This is a genomic window from Pseudomonadota bacterium, assembly GCA_022572885.1.
GTDB lineage: Bacteria > Pseudomonadota > Gammaproteobacteria > Steroidobacterales > MnTg04 > MnTg04.
Map to the genome: position 1 here is coordinate 42,285 of JACZVC010000014.1, position 23,131 is coordinate 65,415.

Sequence of the window (23,131 nt, forward strand, 5' to 3'; positions counted from 1 at the left end):
CGAGGTCCTGATAATAACGCACCAGGCGGCCATCGGTTGACCGGCTGGCGCCTCGGTGACATGCAGGCTAGTCGCTATCGATAAAGTGGGCCAGATCCTTTTTGTATTTGACCAGCGAAGGCGGGTGCAGGTACATCATGTGCCCGGACTCATACATCTCGATCGTGATGTTCTTTTGCTGCTCTGCAGAAATCGTCAGATGATCGATCATGTATTCGGTGGCAAAAGCCGGTGTTGCGAGATCGTAGTAGCCTTGTTGAACGAGCACCCGGAGTTCCGGGTTGTCGTTCATCGCGCGGGACAAATCAGGCATCGTATTCGGCGATGGCATCGGGAAATTGCTGCCAGGCTGCGAGTGACCCCAGTCCCATTTCATGAACAACCGACCGCTGATTTTGTAGTCCTTGTCGCGGCCGAATTTCAGGTCATTGTGATAATAATCCAGGAAATTGCTGACGAACGCCGGTCTTACCGAAGTAAACATCGGGTCATAATCCATTTCCTCGCCTAACAGGTTCAGACTGTTGCCGGTAAACCGGGAATCAATTCTTCCGGCAGTCAGTTTCCTGTCACGCAGCAGTTCCTGCGCAAATTGCTGATGTGAAATGCGCAGATTGGCGCGATCAACATAGTCTTCGCTTAGCCCCAGGTATCTGGAAATTCGGGCGATCACCGCCTGGCGCTCATCCGCGCCAAGGCGATTACCCTTCATCAACGCCGGGCCATAGACATCGACCGCGAACTGTTTCACTTCCTCGTAGAATGCCGCGAGGTCGGCTGGCTTGCTTGCAATGGCATCGTGATACCAGGCGGTGGCGGCCAGCGTCGGCAAATACAGGATATGCGGTAAATCCTCACCGGCGCCGTCCACGCCCACCGCAAAATTGAGAAACGGCGATACCAGGATGACGCCATCGAATGCCATGCCATGTTTACTCTGCACATAGTTGATGACACCGGCCGAACGCATGCCGCCATAGCTTTCACCGAGCAGATATTTTGGCGAACGCCAGCGGCTGTTTTCAGTCACGTACTGCTCGATAAAGTCGGACACGGTCTTGATATCCGCATCGACGCCCCAGAATTCCTCGCCCTCGGCGTCACCGATCGGCCGGCTGTAACCGGTGCCGACCGGGTCGATCATGACCAGGTCGGTCCGGTCGATGATGCTGTATTCGTTGGCGACACGTTCGAAGGGCGGGCCGGTAAAACCGGCATCTTCCGTTTTCACGATGACCGGGCCGAGTACACCCATGTGCAGCCAGATTGATGAGGACCCCGGACCGCCGTTGTAAGCGAACATGATCGGACGATCGGCCAGGTCAGATACACCGTCCTTCAAATACGCGGTATAGCCAAAGGTGGCAAGCGGATCGCCATCGTCATCCTTGAGGATGATGGTGCCGGCTACCGCCGTGTAGCGGACGGTATTTCCGTCGATCCGGACCTGGTGTGAGGTGATCGAGCTTTCAGCCTTCGGTTCTTTGGCCTCCTGTTTGGATTCCCCGTTTTCCTCATCCTGAGACAAGCCAACGCCGGAATATACAGTCAGAAAAAAGATCAGCAGCAGTTTGATTCTCATATTGATTTACCCTTCGAGTCTGCAGGTTGTAAAATGCGAGGGCCGTCGCCTACCCCTGGTTTCGATGTTATCCGCCAAGCGTAGAAGCACCGGCCGCGGACGGCAAGCCCGGACGCTGCTGTTAATCTGTTTTTCAGGGCGTTTTGTCGTGCGACATGCTGGCTATAGAATCCAGCTCATCCCAGCGTGCATAGCTTTGATCCAGTTCGGCGTTGACTTCGTTCAGCCGTTCGAGCGCCGGCTCCGTCTGCGCATGGGGCAGGCGGAAAAATTCCGGCTCATTGACCCGGGCCATCAATTCGGCCTGCTCGGTCTCAAGCGCGGCAATGGTTTCGGGTAGCGCCTCCAGTTCGTTTTTTTCACGGTAAGTCAGCTTGCGCGGCTTCGCTGACTTGCTTTGCGGTTTTTTCCTGGCGGCAACGGCTTTGGCTGGATTTTCCTGGCGTCGTTGTTCTTCCCGTGCCTGGTGATATTCCCACCATTCGCTATAGCCGCCGACATGCTCGCTGATGACGCCATCGCCACCAAAAACCAGCACACTGGTGACCACATTATCGAGAAAGGCGCGGTCATGGCTGACCAGCAGCAGTGTGCCGGGGTAATCCGCGACCAGTTCCTCGAGCAACTCCAGGGTCTCGATATCCAGGTCGTTGGTGGGTTCGTCCAGGACCAGCAAATTGGCTGGCTGAGCGAACTTTTTTGCCAGCATCAGACGATTGCGCTCGCCGCCCGACAAGGTGCTGACCGGTGACTCGAATCGTTCGGGCGGGAACAGAAAACTTCGCAGATAGCCGGCCACGTGGCGGCGATGGCCATTGATCATGATGTACTGGCTGCCATCGGCCACATTGTCCATGACCGATTTTGCAAAATTCAGCTGCTCACGTTGCTGATCGAAATACGCGACCTGCAGTTGCGTGCCTTTGCGTATGGTTCCCCGGTCGGGTTCGAGTTCGCCGAGCAGCAGTTTGATCAAGGTCGATTTTCCCGATCCGTTGGCGCCGATCAGGCCAACCCGGTCTCCCCGCATCACGCGAAGGTTCAGGTCATTGACGATCGGCGTATCCGCATAGGCAAAGCTGACATGCCTGGCTTCGAACACCAGCCGGCCCGAATGCTCGCCTTCATCCAGTTTCAGGTTGGCCTTGCCCGATCGACTGCGGCGCTGACGCTGCTCTTCCCGCATGGCTTTGAGCGCGCGGACCCTGCCTTCGTTGCGCGTGCGCCGGGCCTTGATGCTCTTGCGGATCCACGCCTCTTCCTGCGACAGTTTCTTGTCGAACGCGGCATGTCGCTTTACTTCCTCTTCGAGCTGTTTCGCCCGGCCCTCCAGGTACTTGTCGTAGCCGACGGACCAGGACGATATTGCGCCACGATCCAGGTCGAGGACGCGAGTGGCCAGCCGCCGGGCCATGGCGCGGTCGTGGGTAACGAACAACAGGGAACCCGCATAGCGGAGCATGTATTCTTCCAGCCAGCGGATGGCCGCAATATCCAGGTGGTTGGTTGGTTCGTCCAGCAGCAACAAATCGGGCGCGCTGACCAGCACGCGCGCCAGCATCACTCGCCGGCGCCAGCCGCCGGAGCGGGTGCTCATAAGTTCACTGCCATCCAGTCCCAGGCGAGAGAGCACGGTTTCGACTTTCTGCTCTATTTGCCAGCCATCGGCGGCTTCCAGTTCATGCTGCAGTTCGGCCAGGCGTTTTTCGGTGGCCTTGGTGTGCTTGCTCGCGAGATCCGCCGCCGCCCGGTGATAAGCGGACAGCATGGCGCCAAGCTTTGGCAGGCCGCCGGCCACGACTTCGAACACGGTCTCCTCGCTCTCGAGCTGCACTTCCTGCGCCAGGTGTGCGACCCGAATCCCGGGCCGGACCCAGACCTCACCGTCATCGGGTGCGGTTTCGCCGCTGATCAGTTTCATCAGCGAGGACTTGCCTTCGCCATTGCGGCCGACCAGGCACACCCGTTCCGCCGGATGGATTTCCAGCGTGACCTGGTCCAGCAGGGGCCGGTGCCCATAGGCAAGCGAGACTTTGTCGAGGCGAATGAGTGGCATGGGATCGGATGATAGCAATGAAGGCTTGCCGGGGCGGCAAGGAATCAGCGGGTCCGGGCATGACCGATCGACCAGCGCAAACCCTGGGCATGGTCTATATTCAATTAAACGTTGGGTCTTTTGGCCGGGCATCTGCTGGCGCCGCTGGCAAACCAGGAGCAGAACAATGAAAAGAAGGGAATTTTGCAAGTCCGCATTCGCCGCCGGTACGCTGGCATCGCTGCCGATGTCGCAGGCCATGGCGGCCGCGATAAGCTCCATGTCGGTATTGTCATCGATTACCGCGACCAAGCTCGGTGGTCAGCAGACGGTCATCGAAAAGGCCGCGATCAAAGAGTTCAGGGACAGCCTGCAGGGGCAGTTGCTGATGCCCGGTAACGGCGCCTATGAAGTCGCGCGCAGGCTTTGGAACGGCATGATCGATAAACACCCGGCGTTGATCGCTTTTTGCGCCAACGCGGCCGATATCGCTCACGCGGTTTCTTTTGCCAGGGATCACGAATTACTGGTCGCGATCAAGGGCGGCGCACACAGCTTTTCCGGAAAATCCTCGTGTGATGGTGGCCTGATGATCGATTTGTCCGGCATGAAAGGCATCGAGGTAGACGCCGAAAAACGTATCGCCAGGGTCCAGCCGGGTGTGCTCGGCGGCGAGCTCGACGTGCAAACCCAGCAGCACGGGCTGGCAGCGATGACCGGGGCTATCGCGCATACAGGGATCGCCGGTCTGACCCTCGGCGGTGGTCTTTCCCGGGTCAGCCGTAAATACGGCCTGATGATCGATAGCTTGAGATCGGCCGATATCGTCACGGCCGATGGCAGGCATCGCCATGCCAGCGCCGATGAAAACCCGGATTTGTACTGGGCGTTGCGCGGTGGTGGCGGCAATTTCGGTGTCGTGACTTCGTTCGAATACGATTTGCACGCGGTTGGGCCGGAGTTGCTCGCTGGCACTGTGGTATATCCGTACGAGCAGGGCAGGGATCTGCTGAGCTTTTACCAGGAATTCGCGGCGGCAGCGCCGGACGAACTCAGTGCGAAGATTTCGATGGGTACCTCACCGGAGGGTGAGCGATTCGTTGGCATCGAAGTGATTTATGTCGGGGACCCGGCCGCTGGCGAACGTGCGATCGAGCCGCTGCGAAAATATGGCAGTCCGATGTCGGACAGTATCGGCCTGATGCAATACAACACTTTGCAAACCGGCGCCGATGTAGCGTTACGTCACGGATTGATGTATTACCTGAAATCCGGGTTTGTAGACGAATTCTCAACCGGGTTGATTGACGATTTGCTGGGCAATTTGCCTCAGGATGCGGCGGTCATGATTTTTACAGATCACCTGCGCGGAGCCATTTCCAGCGTCGGGCAGGAGGAAACCGCTTTTGCGCACCGGAATGCGTTTGCCCTCATCGGAGTTCTTGGCGTATGGGCGGAACCGGCACGGAATGAAGCCAATATCGCGAAGGTGCGTAGTTACTACAACAGCTGGCACGATCATACGATCGGCTATTACACTAACCTCAACGACGAAAGCGAAAAGAAGACCCATTCGAACTATGGGCCCAATTATCCGCGCCTGGTCAAGATAAAGAATCGTTACGATCCAAAGAACATGTTTCGCCTGAACGCGAATATCAGCCCGTCAGGTTAGCGGGCCGGGGGAAGTTTGCTGTGGTTAAACAAAACCCCGCCCTCCGTGGCGGGGTTTTGCTGACCTGCATGGGGTCGGTGGACCTGGTGTCGCTCACCAGCGCAGCGTGAATAGCGACGGAGCGCTCGGCGCGGTGCCGAAGTTGCTGTGGTTCTGGTGACGACGACGCATCCGCCTGGCCCGCGCTTGTTCCCGGGCTACCTGATTCTCATCAGTGGTCTGGGTCTTTGCTTGGTAAAGGTTCATCGCTTCTCTCCTTCAAAAGATGTGCATCTGAATCACGGGAACTATAGTAATGCCTTGATAAAACAATAAAAATCGATATAATTTCACCTATTAATGTGAGTTTTAATCACAGCTATGAAAAAACTTCCACCATTGAATGCACTGCGAGCCTTCGAGGCCGCCGCACGCCACAAGAGCTTCACGGCGGCGGCGAGCGATCTGTTCGTTACCCATGGCGCGGTGAGCCGCCAGATCCGGCACATCGAGGAATTCCTGGGTCGCCGCCTGTTTGAAAGGCTGCCCCGTGGCGTCGAGTTGACCGATGAAGGCAGGGAATACGCCGCGGTCATCCGGCGCGCCCTGGAACAGGTGGCGGAGGCCTCGGACGCCATCCGGACGCGTGCGGACGAGAAGCAGATCCTGACGATCAGCACCACGCCGCGGTTCGCAGTCGGCTGGCTGATGTCGCGCCTGCACCTTTTCCAGCGCGATTATCCGCAATATGGCATCCGCATCAGTTCGACCACGCGGCTGGTCAATTTCGAGCGCGAACGGATCGACGTGGCTATCCGCTATGGCCGTGGCAACTGGCCGGGATTATCGGTTACCCGGTTGTTCGACCATGAGGAGGTGCCGGTCTGTGCGCCGGCGCTGCTGGATGGACCCAACGCTTTGCGATCTCCCGAGGACCTGGCGCGGGTCCGGCTGTTGCATGACGGCAGCTATCAGTACTGGAGGTCATGGCTGGATTTCGCCGGTATCGACAATGTGGACCCACACGAGGGCTGGGTCATGGACGACCCCAATGTCCTGTTCCAGGCGGCGATGCAGGGGCAGGGCGTCGCCCTGGCCAACCCGCGGACCGTCGAAACGGAGTTGCGCGACGGCAAGTTGGTCCAGCCGTTCGACCTGATCCTGGCCACCGACGTCGCGGCTTACGCCGTCTGTCCGGAGCAAAACGCCGACGATCCCAAGATTCGTGCAATGATCGAATGGCTGGTCGCGCAGGCCGAAGCGCAGGAGTAGGGGCTTGGTTGGTGCTATGATTTCAGCCGGTATCCCATTGAGCGGGGCTTCGTCTTGAACCAAAACGGCGGGTTTTTCCAGGAACTCAAACGCAGAAATGTTTTTCGCGTTGCCGCCGTCTATGGCGTCGTCGGCTGGTTGCTCGTCGAAGTCGCCTCGGTCATTTTTCCGACCTTCAACGCACCCGAATGGGTGATGCAGGTCTTCACTTCCTTGATGATCCTCGGGTTCCCGGTCGCTTTGGTGTTTGCCTGGGCGTTCGAGATCACGCCCGAGGGCATCAAGCTTGAAAAGGACGTCGACCGCAGTCAGTCCATCACCCATGTCACCGGCCGGAAACTGGATTTTACGGTTATTGCTATCCTCGCCGCGATCATCGTGTGGTTCGCCGCGGACAAATTCTTCCTGTCCGGCGATCAGCTACAGACCACCGCCGACCACTCGCTCGATCGCCGTTCCATCGCCGTGCTGCCTTTTGCCAATCGCAGCTCGGCACAGGAAAACGCGCAATTTCTGGCCGATGGCATCCACGACGACTTGTTGACCCTGCTCGCCAACCTGGGTTCGATGAAGGTGATATCGCGTACCTCGGTCATGGAATATCGCGACACGACCAAGAACATAAAAACCATCGGCGAGGAACTGGGTGTGGCGACCATCCTGGAAGGCGGCGTACAGCGCGCCGGCAACCAGGTGCGCATCAATGTGCAGTTGATCGATGCCGGCACCGATGAGCACATCTGGGCCAAGACCTATGACCGCACGCTGACCGCCGAGACCCTTTTCGCCATCCAAAGTGAAATTGCGGCATCGATCGCCGAGCATCTCGAGGCGGCGCTGTCGCCTGATGATCGGGAATTACTGGAAAAAAGGCCGACCGGGAACCTGGAAGCCTACAACGCCTACCTGATGGCCGGACAGTTCTACGTCCGATCGGGATTCGACGATCTTTTTCAAGCCGAAAATTACTACCGGCAGGCGATTGAGCTGGATCCCGATTATGCGGCTGCCCACACGGGCCTGGTGCGAACCTACAACCAGCTTGCGGATACGGGCGCCATTACGCTCGCCGAACTCGAGGAGAAGGCCGGGCCCATCGCTGAAAGAGCCATCGTGCTGGATAGCCAGTCGGGTGAAGTTTGGGCTGCGTTGGCTGCTTTTCGATTTTTTACCAATGGCGATAGCGTTGAGGAAATTTTTCAAAAGGCACTGTCGCTAAGCCCGAATAATTCAATGGTTCTACAGGGCTATGCCAAGTATCTGAGAAAAGAAGGGCGCTATGAAGAAGCGATCCCGTATATCGAAAAGGGTCTGGCTATCGATCCATTGGCCACCGATCACCTGTTCGAACTTGGCCGGGCGCATGTTTATCTGGGCCGCTTCGATGAGGCGCTGGCCGCGTTTGCGAAGTTGCGCGTACTCAGACCGACCAACCCGCAGGGGTACTATGGCGCGTCAGGCGTCTATGGGACATTGGGCGATTTTGCCAACGCTCTTATTTTACAGGAGCAGGCCGTCCGGCTGGATCCGGACGATCCCGAGACAATGAGCTTTATTGCGTGGAACTACATGGAATTGGGTGACGAGCAATTAGCTCTTGAGTGGCTGAATCGGGCGATGGCTACCGGCACGGGTCAGGCCCTTCCTCTGGCTATGGCCGCTGCCTTCAAGGTGTATGCTGGCGAATACGAAGAGGCGGCCGCGATTGCGCGAACCGCGTTGGAAAATCAGGTCGATAATCGCTGGGGATCGCATACGATCTATTTGAGAGTTTTGCGAGATGCTGCGTTGCGCTCCGGGGATTATAAAGAAGCATTGAATTGGTACCGGCAGTTAATGCCGGATTTGTTCGCAAAACACGTTGAAATCACCCAGTTCAATACGCGGGACGCGGTGAATCTGGCCTTGTTGCTGCGCGAGTCGGGTGAGCAAGAGCGAGCAAACCGGTTGCACAACGCCGTGCAGATGTTTGATGACCCCACTTACCGGTCATATTTCTACAATGGTTCGCGCGGAATCGCCAACGTTCATGCCCTGGCTATAGCGGGACGGACCGAGGAGGCGATAAAGGCATTGCGAGTCGCCGTGGATAACCGGTTTCGATTCGGCTGGAATTGGTTTGCCGAACTGGATCCCAATATGGAATCGTTGCGTGATGACCCGCGCTATCAGGGCATGATTGCCGAAATCAAAGCGGACATGGCGGGGCAACTGGAACAATTGCGTGTAAAGCAAGCCCAGGTTGGCGAATAGCGAGGATCGCCGATAACGCATTCCACCGTCTATTTTTCCGCGGTGCTTTCGTGATCCGTCAAATAATGGGCGAGCGCGGAGCCGGCATAGTAACCGCCATAAGCGGCGATAAACCATAACCATATCCGGTTGGTCTCTATTTCTGACATCCAGTAAGCCGGCCACGTGACAGCGACAATAAAATTGACCAGCGCTTCGACAAAGATGTTGATGAGGAGGTTTAGATTCAGCCGCGATATCAAATCGCCAAAACCGCTTATCCCACCTAGAAAGTCAATGAATTCATACCATTCAACCAGGACATAAGTCATCAGGGCGACGGCGCCGTAAAAGCCACCGCCAAATACAAACCACTTTTTGTACAACGGGTTGTTTTTGAATTTATGTTTGTCTTTCTTGCGCTCTTTGGACATGCGCTTCAATTCTTTGTGAAAGTCTGCTACTCGATCGGGCCGCTTGATTTGACCGAGGTGCAGACCCCAGTAGATCAGGCCGAAACTAAAGGCGCCCACCAGCACAGCGGCTTTCAGTATGGCTTCGAAGAATTCCAGTATCATCGGGTGCAGTGTCGCTCAGCGGAATTTTCAGGTGCCGGACATCGAAAGTTCGCCCCGTTTCCGGATGCGGATATCCGGCATCAACCCACCGAGGTCGATCGTTGCCGAAAATTCATAGCTCACCAATTCCTTTGGGTTTCTGAGCAGATCGACAAGCAGGGCGGCGCTGGCTACCAGGTTCGCCTGGGCCAGGATCGGGTACTCGCCCTCCCCATTTGCCTCGACACTGCCCAGCGCATCGGCAGTACCGCTAATGATCCGATGGCCTTCGATACTGGCCGCATAGGAGATTGCCTCCAGCCTCAGCGTAACCGGGTTCGGGTTCTTGATATGCAGCATGATTTCAAAATTCAGGGCAGTACCGTCGGAGGGCAAAGCCCGAAACGAGCTTACGGTGATTTCAGGTTGCTGGATATCAAACAGCAAGGTTGAGCACGCCGCGCCCATCGCCATCAGCAATACAACAAATATTCTGCACAATGGTCTCATCGGCTGGTCCTTGATTCTGCCTAGGAGTCTGCGTCCATCAAGCTCAAAATCACCGTGCCTTCCTCGTCTGCCGTAGCCTCGATCGAGATCGGTTTGCAGCAGACCTCGCAATCTTCCACGTAAACCTGATGATCAACGCTGCAATCGACGACCAATGTAATCTGTTCCCCACAGTAAGGACAGCAGGCCCGTACCGTTTTCGTCTCGTTCAGCATTCTTGTCAGTACTTTACCCTATCGCTCGCCCGATTCGGAGCGCCTGGCGGCAGGTCCCTGGAAATTGACCAAGAATAGAGCAAAACCAGTCAATTCAAAGCCTCCAGCTCGTCAGATTGTGATCCAGGTCACTGATTGCCGTTATGTAAGGTCACTACAATTAGCCTTGGTTTTTTCGCAAGTGAATCCATGTACGCAGATCCGCATATTATCAGCTCTTTGAGCGCTGCCGCCGCGGCGGCGGTTTTATTTTTGCTCGGCAGTAAAATCTGGGATTACGCCGATACCTGGTTACGGGCGCAGACGCCGTTCGCATCGATGATAAAAAGGGAAGCAGTCGGCAATTACTACAAGACGCTCAAAAAAATGGAAGCGTCTATTAATACACATGCCGCCGCCATTGCCGTTGCGGTTTTGGTGTTTCTCAGCATTTTCTTTTTCGCGAGCGAACCGTGGTATTCCCCGCTCGACAACATGAGCTGGTGGGTGGTTTTTGCTTTCCTGAGTACCCTGCTGGTAATGGAAATCGTCAGCCTGATTCGGCTTCAGCGTTCCCGTTTCCTGCTCGCCAAACAGCTGGATGCCAGGATCACGGCCGCGCAGGGATTACAAGTCGTTGCGACCAAGGGCAACCATATTTTCCATTCCATCGCGATTGGCGATGAGCTGATAGATCATGTCGTCGTGGGATCGGATGGTATCTATGCGGTTCATGTGCTGGTCCGCAATCCGAAGAAACACGGCACGGTCAATCTCCGAGACAACAAGCTTTTATTTGGTCAAAACGCGCCCGCGTACAACCTCGATAGCTGGAACAAGACGCTCAAGGCTTTTGCGACGATACTGAACGGTGTGCTTGGCCACCCGGTCCGCGTCATGTCGGTTATCGCTGTCCCCGGCTGGTTGACCGGTGATTATGGTTCGGATCGCCACCTGATCGCGAACCAGGACAACCTGATCACGCTGACCGGATGGAAACATGCCGACGCCTACCTGATGAACGATGACGTCGAGAAAGTAAAACACTATCTGGAAATGCAGTAAGGGTTTCCGCCCAGGAAAGGCTCGCACAGCGTCGCTCAGCCCCGGCTCACACAACACGCGTTCAGCTTGTCGCCATCAAAATGCCTGAAATAACCAGCGGAGAATCAACTATCTCCACATTGGCCCGGTACACGCCGGGCAACTGATTTGCGAGGTGTTGATATTCGCCCCTAGCGTCTTGACGTTAAGACGTCAAGACGCTAGTGTTGAGTTATGAACGAAACCGCCCAAAAAAGAGCCACCGTTTACTTCGACCCGTTACTACATCGCGCGCTGCGTCTAAAAGCGGCTGCAACCGATCGCAGTATTTCCGAACTTGTCAACGAGGCCGTCAAAGCCGCCCTTGCGGAAGACGCCAGCGACATTGAGGCCTTCGAAGTTCGGGAAAAAGAACCAGACTATGCGTTTGAGGACGTCGTTAAGGACTTGAAACGACGTGGCAAAATATAGTCTGCGGATTAAGAAATCGGCCCGTAAAGAACTTGAATTGATCGCCACGAAGGCGGATCGGCGGCGCGTTATCAGGCGTATAAAATCACTCGCTGATAATCCAAGACCTCCTGGTGCATTGAAGTTGTCAGGCCTCGAGCGTTATCGAATCCGCCAGGGTCGCTATCGCATTCTCTACACCATCGAGGATGCGGTATTGATCGTCCACCTAATCAAAATCGGCGATCGCAAGGATGTCTACCGAAGCAAGTAGGCAACGATTCATAAATAAATCAGAGGTTCCCAAAGTCACTTCATACAAAAAGCGTTCAGCTTGTTGCCGTCCAGATCCCTGAAATAACCCGCGTAGAACCCGCCGTCGCGACGTTTACCCGGCGCCCCCTCGTCCTTTGCGCCCAGTTCCAATGCCTTGGCATGCAGTTGATCCACTTTGTCTGGAGAATCGACGCTGATAGCTACCATGCTTCCGTTGCCGACGGTCGCCGGGTTGCCGTCATTGGGCTTGATCACGGATATAGCTGGCGTGGTCGGGGAAACGCTCCACGCGATAAAGGTTGCCGATTCCATGAACCGGCTCGCACCCAGCTCACCCAGGAGCGCATCATAAAATGCGGCCGCGCGTTCGATATCGTTAGTCCCCAGGGTTACGTAACCAATCATTGCCAGTCTCCTTTACCAGGCGCGGGCGGATTTACCCGAAATATTTTCGTTGTGCAGTTTAGCAGATCATTATCTATACTGTTTGCGGAATGAAACGGATGGGAATGAAATGACAATCAGATGGGCAGTTATTGCAACGATTCTGACGGGCATGATCGCTTGTGCGCCAGACAGCCCGGATAGAAGCCCCGCATACCTGTCCGTTGGCCAGCTTCAGGAGGCGATGACGAGCGGCGAGTTCAGTTCTGCGGAACTGGTGTCTCACTTGCTCGCACGCATTGAAGAAATCGATCGCAGCGGACCCGGTCTTCATTCGATCATCGAGATCAACCCCGATGTCCTGGCGATCGCGACTGCCCTGGACGATGAGCGCAGGGCAGGGCGCGTGCGAGGGCCGTTGCATGGCATACCGGTCGTGTTAAAGGCCAACATCGATACCGGCGATGCCATGGCGACGACCGCCGGTTCTTTGGCGCTGGCCGGTCATCGAGCGCCGGACGATGCATTCCATGTTGCGGCATTGCGGGAAGCGGGCGCGATCATCCTGGGCAAGGCCAACCTGAGCGAATGGGCTAATTTCAGGTCTTCCGATTCGTCCAGCGGCTGGAGCGGGATCGGTGGGCAGACCAAAAACCCTTATGTGCTGGACCGCAACCCTTGCGGCTCATCGAGTGGATCGGCGGTTGCAGTAGCGGCGGGGCTGGTGCCGCTGGCAGTCGGTACCGAGACCGACGGGTCGGTCACCTGCCCATCCGGTATCAACGGTATCGTCGGGATCAAGCCAACGGTAGGGCTGGTCAGCCGTGACGGGATCATCCCGATCTCTCATACGCAGGACACCGCCGGTCCGATGGCGACAAGCGTCCGGGATGCGGCCATTCTGTTGACCGCCATGGCGAAAGAGGACGAAACGGATCCAGCGTCCTCGAACCATCCGGGTGATCGGGACTACACAGCGGGGCTTGATTCAGCTTCCCTCGATGGCGTGCGCATTGGCGTCTGGCGTAAGTATCACGGTGCCGATCGTCGCCCCAGGGTAAAAGCAATTTTCGAGCGCACTATTACCCGGCTTGATGATCTTGGCGCGACAATTATCGATCCGATCGGTTTTAATATCCCGGTAGGCGCCAACGATGCTGAGTACGAGTTATTGTTGTACGAATTCAAGGCGGGCCTCACCAAGTATCTCGCTGATGCCGGCGTCGACCCGTCTATCAACGATTTGTCCGGGATCATCGCATTTAACCGCGATAACGCTGAGCAATCGATGCCCTGGTTTGGCCAGGACATCCTGGAAAAGGCCGCGGGCAAGGGTAAGCTGGATGAGCCCAGGTATTTGCAGGCCTTGCAGGATAGTCAGTTAGCGATGCGCCAGGCGCTCGATGAGGTTTTGGGTCGGCACCAGCTGGATGCGATCGTTGCGCCAACCAATGCACCGGCATGGCAGACGGATTTCCTCGATGGTGACCGCTTCAGCCTTTCCAGTTCCAAGCCGGCAGCGGTCTCCGGTTACCCGGCAATCACACTGCCTGCGGGTGATGTATTGGGCCTGCCGGTGGGCATTACGTTGTTTGGCGTCCCGTTTAGCGAAGAAAAACTGATCCGGTACGCCTTCGTGCTGGAACAGGCCACAAAAGCCAGGAGAAATCCGCAATTCATACCTTCGCTGGAAGAATAATCCAACGAAGCCAGGCAATGGCATAAACACAGGCACAGCATTTTCACTGTATGGCAGTGCCTTATTCGATGCTGTAAAGTTAAAGACAGACACCGGGGTCAGATACTGCACAATAAAGGAAAACTGGCAACCGGAAAAAAAGGGGGGGAAGCAGGATATGAAAATTTCGAGTTTCTTTTTTGGCGTGATTATGGCTACGCTCGTTTTGATCGGTGCGCCAGCGTTCGCCGAACAAACAGCCGACGATCCAGTGGTCGATACGGGCCCAACCTTGTATGAGCGCTTGGGTGGTGGCGAGGGCGTACAGAAAATCATTAGCGATGCGATCTCGTTACATCTGGAGAACCCGACAATCAAGCACCGGATGGAAGGCGTTGACTTGAAATACCTGGTGGCCTCCGTATCGGCATTTTTTTCCGCGGGTACCGGCGGACCAAACAACTATACGGGCCCGGACATGGCCACTGCGCATGCCGGCATGATGTTGAGCCACGAAGAATTTGACGCGGCCGTGTCAGACGTGCTGGCTGCAGTAATGGCTAACGTCGACGATGGACAGGCCGAGCGTGACGAGGTGCAGGCAATTTTGCTGTCGCTTCGTGACCAGGTGGTGGGCAAGTAAGATCAGCCTGTCACAATGGATTCGATGTCGATAGCAGGGAGTATCGCCATCAAATGCTGTTTCCGTCCAAGGTGATATTGGCCTGGAAAAAATTGGGGTCAGGAAAACTGCTGGCCACCAAAGATCCAGGCAATAAAAAAGGGGATGAAGTACGAATACCTCATCCCCCGTTCAGTTTTCTCTTTCCAGTTCATCCGCGAGGTGAATCGCTTCTGTCCCGGTCGGTTCCAACTCGGCCCCTGACTTAGCCACCGACGTAGTCCATGACTTAGCCCGATACCGGCTCGGGAACCTCAGTCCCCTGGAATTTCTTTTTGGACGCTTAGCTACGTCCCCCGCCAAAGCATTCCGGTAACGCTTTCACGAGCCCTGGCAGCTTCCCTCTACATCGCAGCCCGATTATTCATCCGACTACTCTGCCGCGCATATTGCCCTTTCGGGCCCTACCCACGTGTAGACTTCGTCTACCGGTTGGTCACTCCTGGCGTGTGACCCTGCCCCAGCCAATTGGAGCCCGGCTTCCTTCCAACCGAGGTTTTCCAGTTGCCGTGGATTTAATATATCACTAAAAATAATCCTGCCAATAGCAAAACTTGTGGGAAGTTTGTGGATAAGCGGTGCATATCAGAAAAAGAATGATTCGGGGACTTTTTTCTTCGTTTTCATTCGTTTTCGATGGAGAAAAGCACACTTCCTACCCTTTTTTGAGAAAAATTTAGATGCGATTTATCAAAGAGTTGCTGCAATGTGTTGAGGTTTGAATTGAAGAAAATGCAAAAAAATATCACTCGTGTCGCGCGCAAAAAATTCTCATTTCCAAGTCTGATCGCCACCATAATGCATTGATTTTAAAAGAGTAAAAAAGAGTATTCTTATGGTGGTGCGGATGTTCGATAGATAAAACGAATACTTTCTGTAGCCAGGCACCTCCGTTGCTGTCTGGACTCATTCTCAAGTTATTATTGAACGACGGTCGCATCAAATCCGCGTTGCTCGCGACCTGTTGCGCTGTCATTGGCGGCTTTCGCTTGATAGCCTCGGATTCGGCGACCATATATTAGATTTTGGTCCTAAAAACGCGCATGCAACATTCGTCCGTCAGGTTTGCAAAAATCAGCCGCCCGCGTCTGCCGGAGGTCGCGCCCCGTCCCCGTCTGTTTACGCTGCTGGATGAAGGCAGGCAGAGATCGATAATCTGGGTATGTGGTTCGCCCGGGTCGGGCAAGACCACGCTGGTCGCCGATTATCTCGATACCTGGGCAGTGGATGATGTCTGGTACCAGGCCGATGAAAGCGACGGCGATGTCGCCACCTTTTTTTATTACCTGTCCCGGGCGGTCACCGAATCGGACGATGGCGATGCCAAACCTCTGCCGGCTTTTTCTCCCCAGTACCTGAGCGATCTCCCGGCATTCTCTCACGGTTATTTCCGCGAGCTTTTCGCCCGCCTGGCGCAGCCTTTTGCGGTGGTTATCGATAATTTCCAGGATGTACCCGACAAGTCCCAATTTCATGATGTGATTCGTAATGGCCTGGCCGAGATACCGCAGGATTGTTGCGTGGTGATCATCAGTCGGGATGAGCCGCCGGCCTGGACGGCGAGATTCCGAGCAAACCAGCGCATGCTTGCGCTGGGCCAGTCAGACATGACTCTCACACGAGAAGAATCCGATGCCATCATCCGGGTTCGCGGGCAAGAGTTTGACGACGAGGCCTGCGAGCGATTGTTCCAGCGAACTCGCGGGTGGGTCGCAGGCCTGGTCCTGATGCTCGAGCAGCGGCAGGGAAACGGACCGATAAAAGACGTTCCGGAAGATTCTACCCCACAGGTGATTTTCGATTACCTGGCGGGCGAGGTCATCAAGCGGATGAACGATCATGACCAGGAATTAATATTGCAAACCTGTCTGCTGCCGCAACTTACCGCCGAGCAGGCCGATAAGCTGACCGGCCACAGCGACTCAGCGAATATCCTCAGTTTTCTCGCGAAAAACGATATTTTTGTCACTTCCAGGCAGGGTCTGGACGAAATTATCTATGAATATCATCCCTTGCTGCGCGAGTTTCTGTTGGCAAGGGTCAAGGAAAAGCTGGGCACGAAGGAGTACGCAGAACTACAGGAACGCGCGGCGAGCCTGCTCGAGCAGGCAGGACTAATAGAGGACGCGATCAATCTGCGTATCGAAAACCGGCAGTGGGACGAGCTGGCCAAGCTGATCGGGCAACACGCAGCGAGGGTACTGGAGCATGGGCGCGACGAGACCTTGCAGGAATGGCTGGAGAAATTGCCCGCGGAATTTGTGGAAAACGATCCGTGGATGTCGTACTGGATGGGCGCCTGTCGTTCGGCATACGCGCCGGTGGAAAGCCAGCTTTTTTGCGAGCGCGCCTATGCGATGTTCCGCGAGCAGGAACAGATCGACCGGGATGGGCTTTTCATGGCCTGTGGTGGTGTACTGGACGCGATTTTATACGACCTTAACGACCTTGCGCCGCTGGATCACTGGATCAGCGAGGTTGAACGTCTGCTGGAGGAATACCCGGATTTTCCGGAGCACCCGTATGGCGCCAGGGTGACCTACAACATGTACCTGTCGCTGGTCTATCGCCGCCCCGCACACCCGGAAATCAAGCTTTGGGCAGAGCGCACGGTCGGCGTAATCGAAAAAGCGCAAGATTCGGCTACGCGCCTGCGGGCAGTGACAATGTTGTGTTCCGGGATCGTTTGGACCGGGCGTTTTGATGTTGTGCGGACGGTTATCGAGTCCATACGGCAGATTGTCGATGCGCCAGATGTCCCGCCGATTGCGGTTACTACCTTGCACGCGTTCGAGACCATGTATTACATGCTGTTGGGGAAACATGAAGAATGTCTGAAAGTCGCCGGCCAGGGTCTGAAAGCAGCGAAAGACAGCGGTATCCACCTGTGGAGGAACACGACGCTGATTTACGGTGCGGCCGGGGCGGTGGGCGCCGGCGACCTGGAAACCGCAGAAAGCATGCTGATGCAAATAGACGAGGACGCATTAAAAACCAGGCGCTTTGATTCCAGTCAGTATTATCTTATTCGTGCCTGGATCGCGATGGAAAGGGGCGATTTGCAGGATGCTTTCAATCAGCAAAAAATCGCGCTGAGGCTGATTCAGGAACTCGGCCTGCCATTCATCGAAGCCGTCATCATGACGGGTATGGCGCAGATCCAGTTTGAACTCGGCGATACCCGGAAAAGTATCGAGCACATGAAAATGGTCAGCAAAATAACGCGGACCATCGACAACCGGCTTTTCGAATTCCAGAGCCTGTTGATGTACGCCTACCTGGCGTTCGAATACGGTCGCAAAACGCGGGGACTGCGCGCCCTGAGTGCGGCGCTAAAAATGGGCCGGGAAAATAATTACTCCTACACAATCTGGTGGCAAAAGCAGGTGATGGCCAGGTTGGCCGTTATCGCATTACGCAACGGGATTGAACCCGAATACGTCAAGTGGCTGATCGTAAAACGGCGGCTGATGCCGGACGAACCGCCACTGGATGTCGAAGATTGGCCGTGGATGTTTCGGGTCACGACGATGGGGAAATTTGAAATTGAATGGGTCGGGCAGGCGGCCAGGAAAAAGAAAGGCAAGGCGCAGGGGCGGCCGATCGAGTTACTGAAGGCAGTCATTGCTTTTGGCGGCAGGGATGTTCGCGTTCAAAAAATTACCGACGCGATGTGGCCGCACATCGATAGCGACTACGCCAACCGCTCTTTCAACACGACACTTCACCGCCTGCGTAATATCCTCGGCGATGAGCAGGCGCTGATCCTCGAAGGCGGCCAGCTAAGCCTTAACCCAAGTCTTTTCTGGCTCGATCTCTGGGCGATGGAGCAGGCGCAGAAGCAGGTTAGCGGGTTGATTGGCGGCGACATCGCCGGAGGCCTGGTTGAAATCAGGGAGATAGTCGCCAAGGTCATGCATATCTACCAGGGTGCGTTCCTTGGTGATGAAGAAGCGTCCTGGGCGCTGGGTACGCGCGAGCAAGTCAGAAACCGTTTCACGCGGTACAGCAGTCAGGCCGTAAATTATTTCAATGCAAATGGTTGTCCGGACGAAGCGATCAACTTAATTGAGCATGCGCTTGAGGTTGATGACCGATCGGAAAGTCTTTACCGCCTGTTGATGCTTTGCCACGCGGAGCAGGGTCGAAAGGCCGAAGCCATAGAAGTGTACAACCGTTGCCGGACCACGCTGGAAGGCAGGCTGGGAGTAACGCCGTCACCGGAAACCGAAAAAATTTACCAGCAGATTAGCGGCTGACAGGGTTTACCGGTCAGGATCCCAACGCTGCGCTCGGGATGCCGCCGACCAGCAACGTCGACCACGCGACAAAAGCATAGCGGGAGACGATTCCGCCAAACCCGGCGCCGACAAACAAGCCAAAAGGAACACGCAAGGTTCCACTGGCGATCGTGATGGCAAAAAACGGCGGTACTGACAAAGATGAGCTTGCCAAAAGTATCATTGTCATCGTCTTGCGTTTCTCTTTGTATTTTTCCGCCTGATCGATGAGTTTACGAGCTTTTTGCGGCAAGTATTTTGGCGCCCAGCGGGCCGCTGCGTAGAGGCTGGTTTTGGCGAGCATCTGGGCCGCGGTGCTGACGAATACCAAGGGGACAAGTGCCTGCGGCGAGACCAATAACGCGGCGCCGATCAAAATGGCTTCGGCGCCGGGCCAGGGGAGGAACCCGGCGATAAATATGCCCACGAAAACGCCTGCCAGGAGTTGAATGTCCATTAATTTATCTCCGCGAGTTTTTTGCGTTGCAGGAAGCAATGGGTCGGTGGGTGTTGGTTAATACCTCTGGCGATCAGAACCAGGCTGACCATCATCAAGATGTGGGAGATATCAAGATGCGTGAACCATGGCCCGATCGAAACTTGGAAGACATAGATCAGACCGGTGAAAAAGGACAGCAACAGCCCGGCCGCGATCCAGCCGCTGCCCGCATACGCGAAACGCCAGTTGACAATATTGGCAAGCAATACCGGTATCAGCCCCATTGCGGAGTTTGCAGTGGCAACCAGAAAGCCGTCAGCGGCAGTGCCGATCACCATGAAAACAGCCAGTTGCAGGTAAATCGCCAAACGCAGGGAAAAACGCGTGTTTTTCCGCAGGACAAAAGTTTCGACGGTTGCCAGTTGTGCGCACGTAGTCGCCACGCCGCTGGCCAGGCACGACACGAGGACTGCGCTGCCATACAGCACTCCCGGGTAATGGTGAAAACCGTGTTTGATCGCGCCCGCAAGCGTGGCGATCGCCAGGAACAGGAAAAACCGCGCCCAGTAGGAATTCCGGGCGATGGCGGCTGCGGGAGATTCTGCGCGGTACATTTGCCGGCACAGGAATGCACACAGGACCGCCAGGAACAGATTACTCAGTACCGTAACCGGCCAAAGTATTACGACGCCCAGGAACTCGATCGACGGAATGTTCATCAGCGGGTCTTTATGGCGTTGCTGGCCGATGCATGATTTTTTTTCCACCAGGCGAATGCCTCCGGGATGCCGATGTCTGGTGTCATATAAGGCGACCAGTCCAGTTCCCGCCGGGCGCGATTGGAAGTGAATGGGTTGTCGCGTGCCAACAAGTCGAAGACACCCCGCATGTGTTGCGCGAGGTCGCGACGCCTGACGGTCGATAGCAACAGCGCGAGTGTCCGGAAAACGGCTTGCCCCATGCGCATGGGGACATCGACCGTTTTGATGCGCCGGCCCAGCCCTTTCTCGGCCAGGGCAACAAAATCCGCAAGGGTCAGCTCAAAATCGTTGGTGAGATGATAAATTTTTCCACCGGCGGAAAATCGAGTGGCAGCACGCACGGCGCCGTCCGCCACCGAGCTGGCGTGTACCACGGCCAACGTTGTACGGCCACCGCCGATCAACGGAAATATCCCGCGCCTCAGCAAGGGAGCAATGCGCGGCAGGAACTGGCGGTCGTGTCTGCCATACATGACTGGCGGCCGGATTATGCAGCCCCATATCCTGCCCCTGCTGTGAGCCGACAGGATGACTTTTTCGGCGTCCTGCTTTGAACGGCCATAGACATCGATTTGCGGCAGTTTCGGTAGCGGCGAAAACTCGTCGGTTGGTTTTTCGTGGTAACGGTCGCGACCAAATACCGAGGTTGTACTGATGTGGACGACCCGGGCTCCCGCAATGGTCGCAGCCTGCACCAGGTTGGCTGTGCCGACGACATTGCCGGTCCAGATCGACCTCGGGTTGTCGCCCGTTCCGATTGCGGCGGCTGTGTGAAATACAACATCCCGGCCCATTGCCGCCTTTGTCAGCGAACTCACATCCAGGATGTCTCCCTGGATCAGGGTCCCGCCGATTTCCTCAACCCAGGCAGACCTGGCCGGGTCGCGAACGAGAGCGGCAACGCACCATCCATCGGCATGCAATCGCTTTACGATGTAGGAACCGAGCAATCCGCTGGCCCCGGTTACCAGTGCGGATTTCATCATCGATCCTTGCCGGAATCCGGCAGCGTGTAGGCAACGACGTAGTCGCCAAGTGCTGAGCGCATAAGGGCGTGGCCACCGGCGGCGATCACCAGGAACTGGCGACCGCCCCGGCGCGCACGGTAAGTCATTGGGGTCGCCTGGGCGGATGCGGGCAGTTCGTCTTCCCAGGCGAGCTCGCCGCTGGCCAGGTCGAATGCACGAATACGGCGGTCCATGGTGGCGGCGATAAAAACCAGGCCGCCGGCGATGATCGCCCCACCAAGATTGGGAGACCCCCAGGCCGTTGGCGAGGGCAGGACAATCAGGTCGCGCATGGTCCCCAGCGGGATTTCCCAGCGCAGTTCACCGGTGCGGGCGTCGACGGCGTGTAACAGCCCCCAGGGAGGAGGGCTGCAGGGAACGTTCAGCGGTGACAGCAGAACCGAGCGGCGGACGCCGTATTGAGCGGGCGCCTGGTTTGCGACGACGGACTGGTCATCAAAACTTTGGCTTGCCCTGGCGAGCTGATGCCTGGGGATCAATGTCGCGACCGTGGCGATCCGATTGGTGTTGGTAACGATGATCTGCGCGTCAGGGTCATAGGCAATGCCACCCCAGCTGGTGCCGCCGAGGAAGCCCGGAAACACGATCGTTCCTCGCAGACTCGGTGGGGCGAATATCCCATCGTGTCGAAGGCCGTTGATTTTCTTGCGGCAAACTGAACGATCGATCGGCGTCAGGCCCCAGGCATCGTTTGGGGACAGCCCTTGCGGCCCAAGCGGCCTGGGAAGCAGCGGCACCGGCTGGGTTGGCCAGGCGATCTCACCGGGTACATCGCTGGCCGGAACCGGCTGTTCCACGATCGGAAACAGGGGCTGACCGGTCTCGCGATGCAGGATAAACAGATATCCCATCTTGGTGCCCTGGACCACGGCCGGAATCCTTTCACCGTTACGGCTGATGGTTATCAGCGCGGGAGGTGACGCGAGGTCGTAATCCCACAGGTCGTGATGAACGATCTGGTAATGCCAGACAACTTCGCCCGTCGATGCACGCAGGGCGACCAATGAATTGGCATAAAGGTTTTTGCCTTCCCGCAGGCCTCCCCAGTGATCGGGACTTGCGCTACCGGTTGGGACAAATAGCAGGTCGCGTTCTTTATCGACGGTAATCGTGGCCCAGGTGTTCGCTGCCCCGGCCGGCACTTCAGCGCCATCGTCATTGATACCGCTTACGCCTGAAAGCGGCTCCCAACGCCAACGCAGTTGGCCGCTGCGGGCATCGAAAGCCCGCACCACGCCGCTGGGTGACGCCACGACCTGGCTGTCGATAATCTTGGAGCCGACGATAACCAGATCGTCGATCACGGCTGGCGGCGCCGATTGCTTGTACAAATGTCTATTGCCGTCCAGGAAGGCAACACCATCGCCAAGATCGATACGGCCGTCATTGCCGAAGTCCCTGCAGACAGTGCCGGTTTTCGAATCCAGCGCGAACAGATACGCATCGTAAGCTGCAAGAAATATGCGCCGGTGACATCGATCGCCAGGTTTTGTGGTCTCGTCGAGCCAGGTCGAAATTCCACGTGTGGCTGCCATGATGTGACTCGGGTCGGTCTTGTCCAGGCCCGCGTCGAAAGACCAGAGCTCCTCGCCGGTTTCCGCGTCCAGCGCGATCACGCGACTGTAGGGCGTCGGAACGAAAAGCGTTGCGTCAACCATCAGTGGAGTCGCTTCGAACGCCGTTCCGACCCGGCCGTTTAGGTCGTCACTGACATCGCCGGTGCGGTAGGTCCAGGCGACCTCCAGGGTGTTTACGTTTTCCAGCGTGATGTCGTGCAGCGGTGAATAGTGTGTGCCTTGCACGCCGTCGCTGGTTGGCCAGTCCGCTGGCATGGTCGAGATTCCAGACGGCATGAGCGCCAGTGCTGGTATTTCGTCATCGGCAGAAATTGTGATGAGCGAGCTGACGGCCAAGCCAAGGCCGATGATGGATTTCGCTCTTTTTCCAGCTTTCATGTCCCATTCCTTTTGCTATCGTTTGGCACGGTTTCTGCTGCTGGGTCCACCATGCGGCCAACCTGCTTACGCCATGCGTACAGCTGACTTACAGATGGGTTACAGATATAAAAGCACG

The 23,131-nt window shown here is 56.3% G+C and carries 20 protein-coding genes; 9 read left to right on the forward strand and 11 right to left on the reverse strand.

Features of this window, described 5'->3' with window-relative positions; all coding sequences use genetic code 11:
• Window positions 1–67: 67 nt before the first annotated feature.
• Both IIA05_06915 and IIA05_06920 read right to left on the reverse strand, forming a co-directional pair.
• On the reverse strand, window positions 68–1,582 hold the full coding sequence (locus IIA05_06915; protein ID MCH9026829.1) for a carboxypeptidase: 1,515 nt from the start codon (window positions 1,580–1,582) through the stop codon (window positions 68–70).
• Window positions 1,583–1,715: 133 nt separating this feature from the next.
• Window positions 1,716–3,638: an ATP-binding cassette domain-containing protein gene (locus IIA05_06920; GenBank protein MCH9026830.1), complete on the reverse strand. Its 1,923-nt coding sequence runs from the start codon at window positions 3,636–3,638 to the stop codon at window positions 1,716–1,718.
• Between the two features lie 166 nt (window positions 3,639–3,804).
• Here IIA05_06920 and IIA05_06925 point away from each other — a divergent pair, with 166 nt between their 5' ends.
• Complete coding sequence (locus IIA05_06925) at window positions 3,805–5,292, forward strand: FAD-binding oxidoreductase (GenBank protein ID MCH9026831.1); 1,488 nt, start codon at window positions 3,805–3,807, stop codon at window positions 5,290–5,292.
• Window positions 5,293–5,385: 93 nt separating this feature from the next.
• Here IIA05_06925 and IIA05_06930 read toward each other — a convergent pair whose 3' ends face one another.
• Window positions 5,386–5,538 (reverse strand): hypothetical protein, encoded by a 153-nt coding sequence (locus tag IIA05_06930; GenBank protein ID MCH9026832.1) that lies wholly within the window; start codon window positions 5,536–5,538, stop codon window positions 5,386–5,388.
• Between the two features lie 114 nt (window positions 5,539–5,652).
• Between IIA05_06930 and gcvA the strand changes: the two genes are divergently transcribed.
• Together gcvA and IIA05_06940 are read left to right on the forward strand one after the other, a co-directional pair.
• On the forward strand, window positions 5,653–6,543 hold the full coding sequence (gene gcvA, locus IIA05_06935; protein MCH9026833.1) for a transcriptional regulator GcvA: 891 nt from the start codon (window positions 5,653–5,655) through the stop codon (window positions 6,541–6,543).
• Window positions 6,544–6,597: 54 nt separating this feature from the next.
• On the forward strand, window positions 6,598–8,796 hold the full coding sequence (locus tag IIA05_06940; protein ID MCH9026834.1) for a tetratricopeptide repeat protein: 2,199 nt from the start codon (window positions 6,598–6,600) through the stop codon (window positions 8,794–8,796).
• Window positions 8,797–8,825: 29 nt separating this feature from the next.
• Here IIA05_06940 and IIA05_06945 read toward each other — a convergent pair whose 3' ends face one another.
• Genes IIA05_06945 through IIA05_06955 form a run of 3 tightly spaced genes read right to left on the reverse strand, consistent with a single transcriptional unit; the run spans window position 8,826 to window position 10,057 of the window.
• Window positions 8,826–9,353, reverse strand: coding sequence for a hypothetical protein (locus tag IIA05_06945; protein ID MCH9026835.1), 528 nt, complete (start codon window positions 9,351–9,353; stop codon window positions 8,826–8,828).
• 27 nt (window positions 9,354–9,380) lie between these two features.
• Complete coding sequence (locus IIA05_06950; protein MCH9026836.1) at window positions 9,381–9,842, reverse strand: LEA type 2 family protein; 462 nt, start codon at window positions 9,840–9,842, stop codon at window positions 9,381–9,383.
• 20 nt (window positions 9,843–9,862) lie between these two features.
• The gene (locus IIA05_06955) at window positions 9,863–10,057 is read right to left on the reverse strand and encodes a CPXCG motif-containing cysteine-rich protein (GenBank protein ID MCH9026837.1); all 195 of its coding nucleotides are present in this window, start codon (window positions 10,055–10,057) and stop codon (window positions 9,863–9,865) included.
• 189 nt (window positions 10,058–10,246) lie between these two features.
• Here IIA05_06955 and IIA05_06960 point away from each other — a divergent pair, with 189 nt between their 5' ends.
• The 3 genes from IIA05_06960 (at window position 10,247) to IIA05_06970 (ending at window position 11,804) form a co-directional block, all read left to right on the forward strand.
• The gene (locus IIA05_06960; protein ID MCH9026838.1) at window positions 10,247–11,101 is read left to right on the forward strand and encodes a hypothetical protein; all 855 of its coding nucleotides are present in this window, start codon (window positions 10,247–10,249) and stop codon (window positions 11,099–11,101) included.
• 213 nt (window positions 11,102–11,314) lie between these two features.
• Window positions 11,315–11,551, forward strand: coding sequence for a CopG family transcriptional regulator (locus tag IIA05_06965; GenBank protein ID MCH9026839.1), 237 nt, complete (start codon window positions 11,315–11,317; stop codon window positions 11,549–11,551).
• Entirely contained in the window at window positions 11,538–11,804 is a 267-nt protein-coding gene (locus tag IIA05_06970; GenBank protein ID MCH9026840.1) for a type II toxin-antitoxin system RelE/ParE family toxin, read from the forward strand. Before IIA05_06965 ends, IIA05_06970 begins: the two co-directional genes overlap by 14 nt.
• Window positions 11,805–11,839: 35 nt before the next feature.
• On the opposite strand, the gene IIA05_06975 is transcribed toward IIA05_06970, so the two are convergent.
• On the reverse strand, window positions 11,840–12,211 hold the full coding sequence (locus IIA05_06975; protein ID MCH9026841.1) for a VOC family protein: 372 nt from the start codon (window positions 12,209–12,211) through the stop codon (window positions 11,840–11,842).
• Window positions 12,212–12,362: 151 nt separating this feature from the next.
• On the opposite strand from IIA05_06975, the gene IIA05_06980 reads away from it, so the two are divergent.
• The 3 genes from IIA05_06980 (at window position 12,363) to IIA05_06990 (ending at window position 18,809) form a co-directional block, all read left to right on the forward strand.
• Window positions 12,363–13,889, forward strand: a complete 1,527-nt coding sequence (locus IIA05_06980; protein ID MCH9026842.1) for an amidase — start codon at window positions 12,363–12,365, stop codon at window positions 13,887–13,889.
• A gap of 157 nt (window positions 13,890–14,046) precedes the next feature.
• Window positions 14,047–14,511 carry a group 1 truncated hemoglobin gene (locus IIA05_06985; protein MCH9026843.1) on the forward strand — a complete coding sequence of 155 codons (465 nt, stop codon included), beginning with the start codon at window positions 14,047–14,049 and terminating at the stop codon, window positions 14,509–14,511.
• Window positions 14,512–15,593: 1,082 nt separating this feature from the next.
• The gene (locus IIA05_06990; protein MCH9026844.1) at window positions 15,594–18,809 is read left to right on the forward strand and encodes a hypothetical protein; all 3,216 of its coding nucleotides are present in this window, start codon (window positions 15,594–15,596) and stop codon (window positions 18,807–18,809) included.
• Window positions 18,810–18,822: 13 nt separating this feature from the next.
• Here the strand turns inward: IIA05_06990 and IIA05_06995 are convergent, their stop codons facing one another.
• The 4 genes from IIA05_06995 to IIA05_07010 are packed head-to-tail and all read right to left on the reverse strand — an operon-like array spanning window position 18,823 to window position 23,013.
• The gene (locus tag IIA05_06995; GenBank protein ID MCH9026845.1) at window positions 18,823–19,287 is read right to left on the reverse strand and encodes a hypothetical protein; all 465 of its coding nucleotides are present in this window, start codon (window positions 19,285–19,287) and stop codon (window positions 18,823–18,825) included.
• A complete protein-coding gene (locus IIA05_07000; GenBank protein MCH9026846.1) occupies window positions 19,287–20,036 on the reverse strand; it encodes a hypothetical protein in 750 nt (249 codons plus the stop codon). Before IIA05_07000 ends, IIA05_06995 begins: the two co-directional genes overlap by 1 nt.
• Window positions 19,988–21,013: an NAD-dependent epimerase/dehydratase family protein gene (locus tag IIA05_07005; GenBank protein ID MCH9026847.1), complete on the reverse strand. Its 1,026-nt coding sequence runs from the start codon at window positions 21,011–21,013 to the stop codon at window positions 19,988–19,990. Before IIA05_07005 ends, IIA05_07000 begins: the two co-directional genes overlap by 49 nt.
• Complete coding sequence (locus tag IIA05_07010) at window positions 21,013–23,013, reverse strand: pyrroloquinoline quinone-dependent dehydrogenase (GenBank protein ID MCH9026848.1); 2,001 nt, start codon at window positions 23,011–23,013, stop codon at window positions 21,013–21,015. The genes IIA05_07005 and IIA05_07010 overlap by 1 nt, the downstream gene beginning before the upstream one ends.
• Window positions 23,014–23,131: the final 118 nt, after the last annotated feature.